At 53.3% G+C, this 13,224-nt stretch carries 13 protein-coding genes; 8 read left to right on the plus strand and 5 right to left on the minus strand.

The genetic code is table 11. From position 1 onward, the window contains the following. Positions 1–18 precede the first annotated feature (18 nt). From VE954_RS28100 to VE954_RS28110, 3 genes are all read right to left on the minus strand, one after another. The gene (locus tag VE954_RS28100; RefSeq protein WP_324959149.1) at positions 19–864 is read right to left on the minus strand and encodes a hypothetical protein; all 846 of its coding nucleotides are present in this window, start codon (positions 862–864) and stop codon (positions 19–21) included. Between the two features lie 83 nt (positions 865–947). Next, positions 948–1,691, minus strand: coding sequence for an SDR family NAD(P)-dependent oxidoreductase (locus VE954_RS28105; protein WP_324959150.1), 744 nt, complete (start codon positions 1,689–1,691; stop codon positions 948–950). 7 nt (positions 1,692–1,698) lie between these two features. Beyond that, complete coding sequence (locus tag VE954_RS28110) at positions 1,699–3,504, minus strand: DUF885 domain-containing protein (protein ID WP_324959152.1); 1,806 nt, start codon at positions 3,502–3,504, stop codon at positions 1,699–1,701. Between the two features lie 101 nt (positions 3,505–3,605). Between VE954_RS28110 and VE954_RS28115 the strand changes: the two genes are divergently transcribed. The 8 genes from VE954_RS28115 to VE954_RS28150 all read left to right on the plus strand — a co-directional run bounded on the left by VE954_RS28115 (position 3,606) and on the right by VE954_RS28150 (position 10,646). Next, on the plus strand, positions 3,606–5,111 hold the full coding sequence (locus tag VE954_RS28115) for a glycosyltransferase family 39 protein (protein WP_324959154.1): 1,506 nt from the start codon (positions 3,606–3,608) through the stop codon (positions 5,109–5,111). 22 nt (positions 5,112–5,133) lie between these two features. Beyond that, the gene (gene ybaK / locus VE954_RS28120) at positions 5,134–5,598 is read left to right on the plus strand and encodes a Cys-tRNA(Pro) deacylase (protein WP_349263842.1); all 465 of its coding nucleotides are present in this window, start codon (positions 5,134–5,136) and stop codon (positions 5,596–5,598) included. A gap of 400 nt (positions 5,599–5,998) precedes the next feature. After that, entirely contained in the window at positions 5,999–6,622 is a 624-nt protein-coding gene (locus tag VE954_RS28125) for a hypothetical protein (RefSeq protein ID WP_324959159.1), read from the plus strand. A 10-nt stretch (positions 6,623–6,632) separates the two neighbouring features. Next, on the plus strand, positions 6,633–7,688 hold the full coding sequence (locus tag VE954_RS28130; RefSeq protein ID WP_324959161.1) for a hypothetical protein: 1,056 nt from the start codon (positions 6,633–6,635) through the stop codon (positions 7,686–7,688). Continuing rightward, positions 7,678–8,619 (plus strand): metal ABC transporter substrate-binding protein, encoded by a 942-nt coding sequence (locus VE954_RS28135; protein WP_324959163.1) that lies wholly within the window; start codon positions 7,678–7,680, stop codon positions 8,617–8,619. The genes VE954_RS28130 and VE954_RS28135 overlap by 11 nt, the downstream gene beginning before the upstream one ends. A gap of 12 nt (positions 8,620–8,631) precedes the next feature. Then, on the plus strand, positions 8,632–9,246 hold the full coding sequence (locus VE954_RS28140; protein ID WP_324959165.1) for an ABC transporter ATP-binding protein: 615 nt from the start codon (positions 8,632–8,634) through the stop codon (positions 9,244–9,246). Then, positions 9,243–10,061: a metal ABC transporter permease gene (locus VE954_RS28145; RefSeq protein WP_324959167.1), complete on the plus strand. Its 819-nt coding sequence runs from the start codon at positions 9,243–9,245 to the stop codon at positions 10,059–10,061. The genes VE954_RS28140 and VE954_RS28145 overlap by 4 nt, the downstream gene beginning before the upstream one ends. Before the next feature lie 75 nt (positions 10,062–10,136). After that, positions 10,137–10,646: a hypothetical protein gene (locus VE954_RS28150; protein ID WP_324959169.1), complete on the plus strand. Its 510-nt coding sequence runs from the start codon at positions 10,137–10,139 to the stop codon at positions 10,644–10,646. A 43-nt stretch (positions 10,647–10,689) separates the two neighbouring features. Here VE954_RS28150 and VE954_RS28155 read toward each other — a convergent pair whose 3' ends face one another. Both VE954_RS28155 and VE954_RS28160 read right to left on the minus strand, forming a co-directional pair. Continuing rightward, positions 10,690–11,922 (minus strand): hypothetical protein, encoded by a 1,233-nt coding sequence (locus VE954_RS28155; protein ID WP_324959171.1) that lies wholly within the window; start codon positions 11,920–11,922, stop codon positions 10,690–10,692. A gap of 153 nt (positions 11,923–12,075) precedes the next feature. Further along, the gene (locus VE954_RS28160; protein WP_324959173.1) at positions 12,076–13,224 is read right to left on the minus strand and encodes a hypothetical protein; all 1,149 of its coding nucleotides are present in this window, start codon (positions 13,222–13,224) and stop codon (positions 12,076–12,078) included.

The following is a 13,224-nucleotide window of genomic DNA, read 5'->3' on the forward strand; positions in this document are numbered from 1 at the left end:
CTGGTCATCAATATGGACTTAGTTTAGAATAGCGACGCGATCAGAATAGTCAAAGAGCAATTGATCCTGACTCAATCCGTCCCATCGCAGCAGGTCGCGTTCATAGGATTTGGAGAAAGGCCCTAACCCGGCTTTGGCTCGTACCAAAACATGCCCACTCAAGGCACGCAGAGAGTTGCGACTGCTCGCATCAAAACGAATATAACCCCGATCGCTGTCTTCGAAGGTCAGGGCGATTTCGTTATTCAGTTGATCGTCCAAAAGGACCACATCGCCTCGGGCTATGGCCTCGGCGATGGCGATATCAAGACCCGCCTGGACATAGACCTGGGCCGAGGCCGCTGGCACCAGACTCAGCGCCACACCGAAACCCTTGGTTCCACCTTGAATATGCAGCTGGGCGTTGGTTGTCACACCATATTTAATGGGTACCGGAACAGGTCCTACATTCAGCGTCAGTGTTCCCGACACATCAACTTCTGGCTCCGGGCTAATTGAAAGATCGACCATCTGGTCGAGATCGAGATCCTCGCGGGCCACTTCGAAACCCATGACCAGGACCCGGGCTCTCGCCGTTGCAGGCTGTCCCTGTTGGGCTGTGGCAACAGCTTCAGCTTGCAGGAGATTCAGCTCCAGATCAAAGATACCGGCACGGGCTTCCGCAGCCGCCAAGGCCTTGGCCGCCTGACAATCATAGCTTAATAGCACCTCGCTATGAACGTTGATATAAGCCTGTTCATTGCCCAAGGGCGCATCATAGGGAAAAACCTTTTCGTAAGCGTGTTGACACTCGGTCGCACCCCACGCCTTGCCTGCCAGACTCAAACTCATCACAGCCCACAGAATCGGTCGCAGACTTCTCATGGCCAGCTCCACATGTTCTAAAAGTTTTGTAGACGAACAATGGGAGCGATCTTAGAAAATAGGTTCGAATGAAACAAGCAAAACTATGCGCGGTCCCCATAACGTATTTCCAAAAGCGAAGGCATTTCCTTATTGCTCAGTAAACGCCAGAGCTCACGTGCGGAATCGGTGGGGGCTACAAGCTCGCCCCGGGTCTGCATCTGGCGGAACCGATCCACCTGCGGAAAATCTTCAGCCCTGGTTTGCCGCAAACCCTCCTGCATCGGAGTATCAAGGACTCCCGGCTCATAGATCAGAACGCGCAGATCGCGTCCTGACAGTTCCGCTTCAGCTGCCAAAACCTGGGCTGCCATGCGCAGACCGGCTTTGCTGCTGCAGTAGGCGCCCCAGCCAGGATAGGCTTTTTTCGAAGCTCCGCTGGAAATTTGAGCAATGCGCAGCCTCTGCTGAGGAAAGCGCTGCAGGAGCCAGTTACTCAGTTGTAAAGGGACCGTTAAATTGATGTGAAGACTGGAGGCGATCGCCTGCGCATCGAGTTGACCCATAAAGCTGATGGGTTGCGCGGTGCCGGCATTATTGATCAAAGTTACAGTTCGCCAGACACTGGCATCCAAAAACGCATCCAAAGGCTGCAGGGACTGTTCAATGCGAAGTTCCGAGTCACTCAAGTCGGCTTGAATCTGTTTCAGGCAGGGATGCAAAAGGTCAACCCGACGACGGGCGATGCCAAGGACATGCGTTTTATCCTGCAAACACAGGTCCAGCAAAGCTCGACCGAGTCCAGAACTATGTCCGGTGATGATAACAAGATGTTCATTCGGTTTCATGAACCCCTCAAAGCAGTTTGGTCACCCATTGATCCACCCTTTGTTCCAAAAGAGCGAGCGGCATGGCGCCGTTTTCCAAAATCAGCTTATGGAATGCTTTGATGTCGAACTTCGGGCCAAGGTTTTGCTGAGCCTTGGATCTCAATTCTAAAAACTTGAGCATTCCAATCATATAAGCACAGGCCTGGCCTGGAATCACGACATAACGTTCCACTTCGCGCGTTGCCTGAGCCAGGGGCACCCCGCCCTGAGCCTGGAGGTAATCGATAGCCTGATCCCGCGTCCAGCGTTTGGCATGCAGGCCCGTATCAACCACCAAACGCGCGGCGCGGAAGAGTTCAGCGCGCAATCGTCCGACGGTATCGAAAGCGTCCCTTTCCAGTCCGGCCTCAAAGGCCAGACGTTCGGCGTAAAGGGCCCAGCCCTCGACAAATGATGTGAACTGAAGTTCGCGGCGAAACAAAGGCAGGCTCTTCACCTCCTGACCGATGGCCACTTGCAGATGATGGCCCGGCACAGCCTCATGATAGGCGAGCGTCCGCATTCCATATTTGACTGTGTTTTTAATATCGCCGAGATTGGCGTAAAAAATGCCCGGTCTTTTCCCATCGATGGAAGGATGCGAATAGGAACCCGAGGGCGCAGTCCTTTCCTGAAACTCAGGCAAGCGTTCAACCTTGACCGGAACCTTCGGCATCGAGACGAAGAAATTTCCGAGTCCCTGGATCGCTTCGTCGATAATGGTCTGGTAGTCGCGAAGGATTTGCTCCCGTCCGGCGGCATCATCCGTATAGTAAAATCGTGGTTCCGCCGCCAACGCGGTCAGAGTCTCGCCCAACGATGCCGATGCAGGATAGCCCTGCTGCTGTAGGATCGTTCGCAGCTCGCCCTGAATCCGGGCCACCTCTTTCAGGCCCAGCTGATGGACGGCTTCAGGATCCAGATCCAGGGTGGTATGCTGGGCGAGCGCATAGCGGTAATAGGCCGCTCCATTCGGCCATTTCCAAACGCCAGCATCGGAGCTCGCGATTTTGCGTAGCTCCTCGCAGTAGGCGATCAGTTTTGTATAAGCAGGATACACAGCATCGCGCATCGCGCCCTCTGCACCCTCCAGATAAATCTTGCGGTCCTTGTCTTTAAGACTCGATGCATTCAGTTTCGCTTCGAACGATTTGAAGAGCATGTTCTCGCGAATCGGCACGCTGATGAAATCCCGCATCTCCCCGATCACACGATCCAGGATAAAATCCGGCGGCACAATGCCCTTGTCCTTTCGAATCTGGAGTCCCTCGATCAGCTGATCAAATTTATCCCGAGATGCATAGAGCCGGGCCACATAATCGCGAGCTTCGTTCTTGCTTTCAACCTCATGCACTTCCTGCATGAAACGCGGGAAATCGTTTTGCACGCCATTCATCTGATTAACGGAATAATCGTGGAAACGCCACGGCCCGACGGCATCCTGCAGCGAACGCAAGTGCCATTGGAACACGTCGTAGGATAAGGCTTCGGCCTCGTCGAGATGGGATCGATCGTAAGCGCGAAAGGTCCGCTCGGTCTGGGCAAGAAAACGCTGGGCGCGGTCCAGAGCCTGGACGGAGATATCGTCCAAATGCCGACGGTGGGAATTCACTCCATACTGATCCAGAAGGCGGGATGCGGATAAATACTCGGGGCTATCCAGAGCATAGAGTATGAATGTACGATCAAAAAAATGATCGATATTAAAAGGCCGAAGAAAAAGCAGGCGAACCAGCCAAATCGCAGGCAACAGAAGCAGAAGAATAAGTCCAAGTTTCCAAGTCGTTCGCATTCGCTGGCCTCAGCGCTGAAAAGATTTCAAATCATTGACACCAAAGTATATCAAGCCTATATATTTCGCAAGACGCGCCCTGCCCAGTATGAGGTTGCCTGATGAAGTCACGACTCACTCATTCATCTTTGGTGCTGCTGGCCCCTTTGCTGCTTTTCCTCTTACACACCTATTTTTATCGATCCTACGGCATCTTCCGGGATGAGTTCTACTACTTTATATGCGGGCTTCGACCGGCCTGGGGTTATGTCGATCAACCGCCATTGGTGGCCTGGATCAGTCATCTCCTGTCTTATCTTTTTCATCAGGATTTGTCGCTGTATCGATTCTGGTCGTTTGCAGTCGCTGCGGCGCATCTGGCTCTGGTCCTGGCTTGGGTGCGCAGGCAGAACGGAGGCCCCTTGGCGCTGTCGTTGGTCGCTGTGGCCCTGATTATGTCCCCGATTCGACTGGGCGTGGATCACTTCTATTCGATGAATAGTCTGGAACCGCTGCTTTGGTTCGCCATCTTCTGGCTCTTTTCGCAAATCCATCACCTTCGCCTGGGCGCCATGATGGGCCTTGCCTTTCTGATCGGAATCGGAACCCTCAATAAGCATACGACGGCACTGTATGCCGTCCTTCTCAGCCTTGGATTTTTAGGAAATGCACCCAATCGTCCAAGCTACGTGAAAAAAATTATGGTACTGGCCGCCGTGAGCCTGATCGTCATCAGTCCCCATCTGTTATGGCAATTTCAGCAGGCGTGGCCGACTTTGGAATTTCAACAGAATGCCCGACTTTATAAAAACGAGGCGCTTTCGGTGACCGCCCTGTTGGGCGAGCTGATTCTGCATCACCATCCTCTGGTGGCCTTCCTCTGGGTTCCTGGACTTTTTGTGCTTCTGACCCGCGCCCGCTGGCGGTTCGTAAGGCCCTACGCCTGGGTTGTCGTCCTCTTTTGTCTGCTGCTGATCCCGGCCCATGGCAAGACCTACTATGCGGCCAGTTTGATAGCACCCTTGATCGCCGTAGGAGCCCTCGAATTTGAAGCTCTTGGGCTCCGCCTGCGCTGGCTTTTTCCACTGATGATTGGCCTTTCGGGTCTTATTCTCCTGCCTTTGAGTTTGCCGGTCCTTCCCGTGCATCTTTATCAAGCTTATGAAGAGGCGCTCGGATTTCGCCCGGCGAGCGGTGAAAATCATTCGCAAGGCGCACTCCCCCAGCACTATGCGGACATGTTTGGCTGGCGGGAATTGGTGGAGACGATCGCCGCTTTTTATCAGCAGCTGCCGGAACCGGAACGAGCTGTGACAGCAATTTACGCGCAGAATTATGGCCAGGCGGGCGCCATTGATTACCATGGTCCGGCTCTCGGTCTACCGCCGGCCTCATCGGGCCATAACAACTATTTTCTGTGGGGTTTTCATCCGGCCAACGCCACGCAGCTGCTCATCATCGGCGGTCAGCGAGAAAACCATGAAAAGACCTGCGGAACCTTGCGCGTGCTCGGCACGTTCGACCATCCTTTGCGCATGCCCTATGAGCGGCATCTCGTGATTTATCTGTGCCAGGATTTGAAACGGTCCATGCCGGACCTTTGGCCCAGCACGCGGAATTTCATCTAGGAAACCTTTCGTGAATCATCCCATGACCCTGGCGATACGCCAATTGATTGCAGAAAAAGTTGCCTTCACACCGCACCTTTATACCTATGAGGAAAAGGGCGGCACGACGGTTTCCGCTCGGGAATTGCAGGTCGATGAGCATGCTGTGTTAAAAACTTTGGTGATGGAAGATGACCAGAAGCAGCCGCTGATTGTGCTGATGCACGGGGATAGGCAGGTCTCCACCAAAGAGCTGGCTCGACATTTGAAAGTGAAAACCATAACGCCCTGCAAACCCGAAGTTGCCGATCGACATTCCGGCTATCAGGTGGGCGGCACCTCACCCTTCGGCACCAAAAAGAAAATGCCCGTCTATTTTGAAGAAAGCATTTTGCTTTTCGACAAAGTTTATATCAATGGCGGCAAGCGTGGTTTTCTGGTCGGAATGAATCCCCAGGACATTGTGCGAATCCTGCAGGCTGAACCGGTCCACGTTGCGATTGTCTGAGACTCTTGATGCTGCCTATCACGATCGATGAACTGCATGCGGCAGCAAGCGTTCCCACAGCGAGATAATAGAGAAAAGAAAAGCGGTTCGCCCGATCCATCGTTACAATCTCCTTGGTATGTGCAAAATATTTATCGGAACATTTTCGCAATTCTTTACTTTCAAAAAACACGTCAATTATATTGGATGTTTAAGCATGAACTGCATGTGCAGATTCACAGACCATTTGCAAAATTCGATGAATTTTAACCCAAATGGCGGGGGATCTTGTAATGCAAAAGTATGCTTTATGGAAATAAAAAATTATTAATAATTTCCACAATATAACCAATAGACCCATTTGCTATTGCAAAACTCTTGCAAGTAATTTAGTCCAAATGAGACGCAAAGGAGATAAAGCATGCAAAAAGCCTCTTTTCTGATAACTCTTGCTGTTTTGACGGCCACCGGCTGCAAAAAGGACGACGATAAAGAGACCAGTCTGATTCAAGATTCTTTTAATAATCAGTCGTATTACCTCGTGGAACCCGGCAATCTGGAACGTGGACCGAGTCAGCTGCTAGGCACAGGAGCGGTAGTCATGGCAGCTCCTTTAAACTCAATCCTATCTCAGGATAACTTTGGTTTGGAATTTACCTTGGCGGAAGGTGGCTCCCTGGCCTTGATTACCCATTCAACAAACGGCTTGGAACAGGGGCTCACGGTTCAGTTTGATCGCACGGGGACCGAGCTGTCGACCAGTATCAAGGCCGATGGGTCTGGCACCAGTGACCATGTCTTGGAGGGCATTGATGCATCGGGAACCATTACGCTGGCTGTCGACGTCCACAATAACGAAACGCCAGCCCATGTTCTCATATGGAACGCGGCGGCCGGATCATATGATGAGGAGGCTGCGCTCTACAATTCAGAACGTGATGAAGAAGCTCCAGGCCAAGGTCAAGCCAACCTTTGGGGGCTTGTCTTACGCAATGCCGATTTGAAAGCTGTGACCCTGGACGCTGCCAAATTCAGCGACGAATAAGAGGAACACCATGCAATTCCGTTGGCTGATGATGGCAGGATTTATCAGCAGTCCCGTCTGGGCTCAGGATCCGAGCGGGCTGAAGATTTCAGCGTCGGTGGATCTGGTAGGATCTTATAAGGCCGATCAGAAGAGTACGGCCGAAGATAAGTTTGCGCCTCGGGAAGCCGAGATTATCCTGACGGCACCGATCGACGCGACCTTTGATGGAATGCTGAGCTTTGCCGCCCATCAAGAAGAAGGCGAGGCCGTTTCTGAACTGCACGAAGCCTATATCCGCAGCTCGCGCCTGATTCCACGTTCCAACATTCGCGCCGGTCAATTTTTTCTGGGCCTGGGTCGCCTCAATCGCTTGCATCGTCATGAGTGGCCGATCATCGTTGCGCCCAAGGTTCACGAGGCGTTCTTTGGTGAAGAAGGCGCGTTAGATTCGGGAATCGAATATTCGTATCTGGCCCCGCTGCCTTTCTTTCTCGAAACGACCCTGGGTGTTACGAATGGCTTTACCTATGGTCACGCCCATGATGAAGGTGAGAAACCTAAAAAGCCCACCCATTACGCTCGAATTGCGACGTACTTTGATCTGCCGGCCCAGGGTGGGGCGCAAATTGCCTTGAATTATTTAAGCCGAACGGATGCCGAGTCAACCACAACGACACTCACGGGCCTGGATTTCACCGCGAAGTGGCGCGAGGCCGGCGTCCTCCAGTATCTTGTGCAAAGTGAGATCTGGCATCGCACGCTGACCCCTGATGGCGGCACGTCCGAAGAAACATTGGGCGCCTATGTCCTGCCCCAGTATGCGTTTGATGCCCAGCTTTCCCTGGGGATTCTGATCGACTATCTGAGTGTCCTGAGCCTTAAGGATGCGGCAGGCAACACAGTGGACAATTCCATCCTTGGTGTGGTGCCGACTCTGACCTATAAAGCCAGTGAGTTTTCCACGCTCAGGGTCGCCTACAATCATTCTCAAACGCAGCGCGAGGATCAGGCCGACAGCACCGAAAAGCGTCTGGAACTTCAGGCCACCTTTATTATGGGAGCACACCCCGCTCATGATTTCTAAAAAAATTCTTTTAGGTCTGGTTGGCAGTTTCTGGTGGAGTGTCAGCGCCTGGGCCGCGGATCGCATCAAGGTCATCACCACCCTCCCCGATCTGGCCTGGATGGTGCAGGAAATCGGTGGTGAATTCGTGGATGCCAAGGCGCTTCTGCGAGGTTCGGAAAATCCGCACTTTGTCGATGCCGTCCCAGATTTCATTCGACAGGTGGCCGATGCCAAGGTCGTATGTATCGCAGGCTTGGATCTTGAAGTGGGCTATATGCCGGCCATTCTCGCCAAATCAGGCAACGCGGCGGTGCAGCCCTCGGGTCCGGGCTACTGTGAATTAGGCCGATCCGTGACACCTCTTGATAAACCGACCGGTCCCATCAATCGCTCCATGGGTGATGTGCACCCTATGGGCAATCCCCATTATTTTCTGAGCCCAAGCCGCCTGGCGGAAGCGAGTCAGGAAGCGGTCAAAGCTCTAAGTCGGGTTGATCCCACCCATGCTGCCCACTATGAAAAAGCCGGAACGACCTTTAAATCCCGGATGGAAGGCCTGAGTCAGGAGATCAAAGCACGATTGGAACCATTCCGTGCCGCCCAAAAGGGTCAACCCATCCTGATCGAGTATCATAAGGAATATGCTTACTTTCTCGCTGAGTATGGCATTCTCTCATTCGGCAGCATTGAAGAAAAGCCCGGTGTGCCGCCCTCGGCAGGACGCTTGGCTGAAATCGGTGGATCGGCGAAAAATGCTGGAGTGAAGGTGGCTTTGGGGGCCGAATACAATCCAAGTAAAACCCTGCAACGCTTTCAAGAGATATCCGGCATCACCACAGTGATCGTACCGACCATGATTCAGTCCAAAGGACCTGTGACGAGTTACGCCGCATTGCAAAAGCATATTGCCGACGCTTTGCTGCATGCGCTCCAGGCCAAGGCGAAATGAACAGGAACATCCATGTCGCATCTCCTGCAGGTTCGTGATCTTGCCTATCAAACGCCTGATCATAGGCCTCTCATCGAAAGATTGAGTTTTGATCTGAACCTGGGCGATCTGCTTGTTATCACGGGGCCCAATGGGATAGGCAAAAGCACGCTGCTGCAGATTCTTTTAGGGCAGGCTCGACAGGCTCAAGGCACCATCGGTTGGCAATTGCCGATGAGCCGGGTGGGTTTCCTCTCCCAGCTGCACAATCGGGAATTTCATATTAGCCTGACATTGGCGGATATCGTGAGTTTTGCCAACGCCGTGGAGCCTGGCCTTATACAGGAGCGCAGCCATGGTTTGCTCCATGCGAGCCAACTGAATCTGGCCTGGAATACCGCGAGTGGGGGCGAGCGACAAAAGACCCTCTTAACCCGTGTCTTCCTGAAGGACCCCAGCGTGCTTATCCTGGATGAGCCGATGAATCACCTGGACGCTATCAGCCGCCAGCAGCTTCTCACTGCACTTCGGCACTTCATTGCCGATGGCCAGCACGCTGTGATCATGGTGGGGCATGAATCCTCGTGGGATCCCTTGGAATGGAATCCCCATCGTACGATCGATTTGAAAGGATACGTGGTCCCGTGAATCAATTGCTATCCATCTATGGTTGGACCATAGCCGCCAGCATGTTTCTCGCCGCCGGTCTCGCCTTACTGGGCAGCCAGCTCGCGGCTCGCGATCGAGCCATGCAAACCCTATGTCTTGGGCAAGGGGCCATGCTGGGAGTTTTACTCGGACTGGGTCTTGCCGTGCATCCGCTGTTTCCGCTCCTGACGGCTCTGATCAGTGCCGCGCTGACCTTCGGCATCAGCGAATTTCTGGTGGCCCGTCGCATGGCATCGAGCAACACCCATTTTGCCAGCCTTTTTGCAGTGCTTCTGGCCGGCGGCTACCTCATCAGCGCCCTCTTTCCGGCTTTGGAAAATCATATGGCTCAGAAGTACTTCGGTGACCTCGCGACACTCAGCACCGAAGAGTCCTACTGGGGTCTGATCGTGGGTGTGGTGTTATTGATGCTGATGATCGTTTATCACAGGCGCTTTACGTGCGAGTCTTTCGAAAAGGCTATTACAGGCAGCCAACGAGTGGGTCGCTGGCCCTGGACGTCCTTTGATCTCATCGCTCTCCTGACTCTATGCTTCTGCGTACAGACCGTGGGTTACCTTTTCACGATAGCCTGTCTTTTTCTGCCGACGGCGGTGGCGTCCCGGCAACTTCCGGCTGGCCTTCGGCGGCATCTCTGGTTTTGCGGCACAACCTCAGCCGTGGCTGCTGGTGCAGGATTTCTTCTTTCGCTGGAATCAAGCCGTTTGCCGACGGTGCCCTCGATTATCGTCATGATTCTGATCACAAGCTTAATGATGACACCCTTCTTTTCTCGAAAAATGCCGCATCGGTAATCTTATCTATTTATCCGTTTGGCAAAAGGACCATAATCGGATTCGAGGCATCAACCGTGTGCGGAGGAATCCATTATGAATGTTGCCACGCGTAAAAATTCAGCCTTCATCCTGCCATCCGATAAATTGCGTCTACACGGATGGACCATGGGCCTTCTCCTGCTCGTGGCCAGCCTCCTGGTTGCTTCTTCTGTCACAGCGGTTATTAATTTCATCCTGCTGGCCATTCCCATTCTCACCATTGCGGCTATTGTTGCCATTTTCATGGCGGGCATTCCCATGGTGGCGACGGGCATTCAGAGGAATAAGGAGGCCCTGGCTCGTGCCAACGCCCATGAAGGAGCCATGGTGATGGGCTTGGAAGGCTTTTGGAAGCACGCCCGTTCCTGGGACAACGGTCATCATCCGAACTTTCTAGGCTTTCAACCCGTCGATCACGATATCGTGATTCATTTGGATTCCAAGTCCAATGATAACTCCATAACCATGGGCGAGTTTATGCAAATGACCTCTGGCGGCTCTAAAAGTCGGGGTCGGGATGTGGAAAAAAGTCTGGAGGGTTTAACGGATTGGCGGCGGATGTAAGTGTCAAAGCAGGACGAGCCCGAGCCCGTCCTGCTTTCATTTTTTAGCCATCAAAATCGTTGTCGTCGTTTTCCAAACTATCACTATCGATGGAAAACAAATTCAATCGTCCGTTGCCATCACCCACACTCAGCACACCTTGATGCCAGCTGAGGGTTTCAGCGCGGAAATTTTTTCCGAGATCCAAATAGCCTTCAAATCGTATTTCACGTTCCTTGCAAACCCCTTGCTTATCCTGGGTCGCGACCTGGTACAGATAGACGCCAGCATCCGCATTGGCCGTGAGCAAAAGCCCCTGACTCAAGCCAGCATCAAGACTCTGGGTCTTTTCCGCAGGCAGATCCGGGCGGATGACAGGAGGTACATTGAACAGAGCTTTTTGATTGGCTTTACAGAAGGCTCGCACGCCGCCATCACCCAATGCAGCCATCACCGTTTCTCGACCGATGACCATTTGTCCTGAAAACAGCGTGTTTTCCAGATCACCCAGAGCCACTGCGGACGATTTGAGTTTGAGCTCAGAATCCAGCTGTTGGATTTGCGTCGGCAGGCGACCCAAAGTCCAAAGCGAGGATGCGTCCTGACTCAATTGGCTCAGACCGGGAACGCTGACCTGGGCTGTGGTGACAAAATCATTTTTGTTCAGAGTCGTAAGCTGCGACCGGTCACGATCCAAAATCACCACCCGATCCTCGAACACAGCGAGGGCGGAAATCGATTTCAGATCCAGAGCCTGCAGCTTCAAATCATCCTGCCATTCAAAGTCCTGAATCGAGATGCGGCCTACTACGGGTCCGCCGGGATCAGAACTGGACCCTGCGAAGTACACATGCCGCCCATCCAATGCCACGGTCTCCACTGCCACGGTGGGCAGCTGCAATTCCGCCCGCAGAACCGGCGACTCGGTATCTGTAAGGTCGATAAGGGCAAGGGCTCCACGCGTGCTGCCAGCAGCCCCCGCGTAGGCCACGATCAAAAGGCTGCCCTCCTGCACAAGGCGTGTGATACGAAGGGCTGATCCATCCACATGCGGTGCTTCCAAAACGCTGGAAAGCTGCACGGAAAAGTGCCGGTTTTCCAAAGCTGTGAGGTTGCCAAAGGCCGAGAGCAGATTGACTTCACGTTCCTCTAAAATCTGCCTTTCGGTATGAAGCTGATCGCCGCGTAACAGGGTATGATCTATCGGTGTCGTACGGCGTAATCCCGGCTGGGGCAGGGCGCAGGCTGTTACCATCAGCGCCAGGCCGCCAGGCAGGAAAGGTAATCTGGGGAGCATAAATCTCCTCCTTTCATGACGGTTTCTATCGTCACGAGGCGGAGTCCGATTTCCGATTTTCCCGTATGCATCCTATTATTCTTTAATATTAAGATCTTGGCTGTGTTCGCACGGACATCAATTGAGGCCCTGCGGTGCACCGTAGAGGCGTTTTTAAAGGGTCCTTTCGTCATTCCACTCAATACCATCCATAGCGCAACTCGAAAGTGGGAAGCGTTCCCGTCGACAGGTCTTGAAAAAATAGAGGTAGCATTTGATCTGATAGAGAAGGGGCCAGAGATCCGACCACGCGAACATCACATCGCGAGCCCGGATGCATTCCCGCAAGGTTCGCCAGGCGAGGCGCGGACTCGACATCAAATCGGGCAAAGCCGACATGACCCCCAGGACGATCTGAGCGCGACTGCGGGAGGCTTTTTTGGGAAGAGGCCGCAGCGGATTCAGGATGGCCTGAGCCAGGACATCCTGATTGATGAGATGAATGCCGCTTGTGATGCGGGGATTGCATTCCAAAGCAAAGATTTCACCTTCGGCCGTTCGTTGAAAATCAAAGGACAGGAAACCGTGATAGTTGGATTTGCGGACGAATTTTTCAATCCAGGCTTCGATACGGGGGTCGCGTATGCTCTGGAATACGACACCGATGGATCCCAGGGTTACGGAAGGACGATACAGCTGCGTTGTCATAAGTCGCCCATGCTGCACCACGGAAAAAGAACAAAGCGTTTCCCCGGCAATTCTTTTCTGAATCAACCAGCTGCCGTCCATCGGCACATCACAGTTTTGCGGATCCGTCCCACCACTGGCAAATATCACGCGATTGCCACCGCGGGAATAGCAGCGTTTCAGCACATAATCCTGCTGGGCGAGCCCATGCGCGACCGAGCTGCCCTGGAGCAGCAGCGTGGAATCAGGCACACTGAGCCCCATGGCATGCGCTTGATCATTAAAATTCTGCTTGTGATGGCAATGCAAAAGAACCGAGGCCTCCGCGAAAAAGAAGTCGCAGTGTTTTTTAATTTCAGCGGCAAACCTCGCCAAATAAAAAACTTCCTCGCTGGCCGGTACCACCAGATCGATCTGCTCGCGCTTAATGATTTCCATGATCGCCAGCTCATACGAAGCCGGCTGTTGGCGCGGGGGCGGCACGACATAAGTCCTGGACACCGCGCGGGAGCCTTGACAGATAAAGGTAGGATAACTATCAGCGACCACAACATAACAGCCCGCGCGCGCAAGGGACCGGGCCAACTCCAGAGCGCTCGGCACGCGCCCAGAGGTCAGCAGAATACGTCTTGCCAA

This window comes from Oligoflexus sp., from assembly GCF_035638955.1.
Lineage (GTDB): Bacteria > Bdellovibrionota_B > Oligoflexia > Oligoflexales > Oligoflexaceae > Oligoflexus.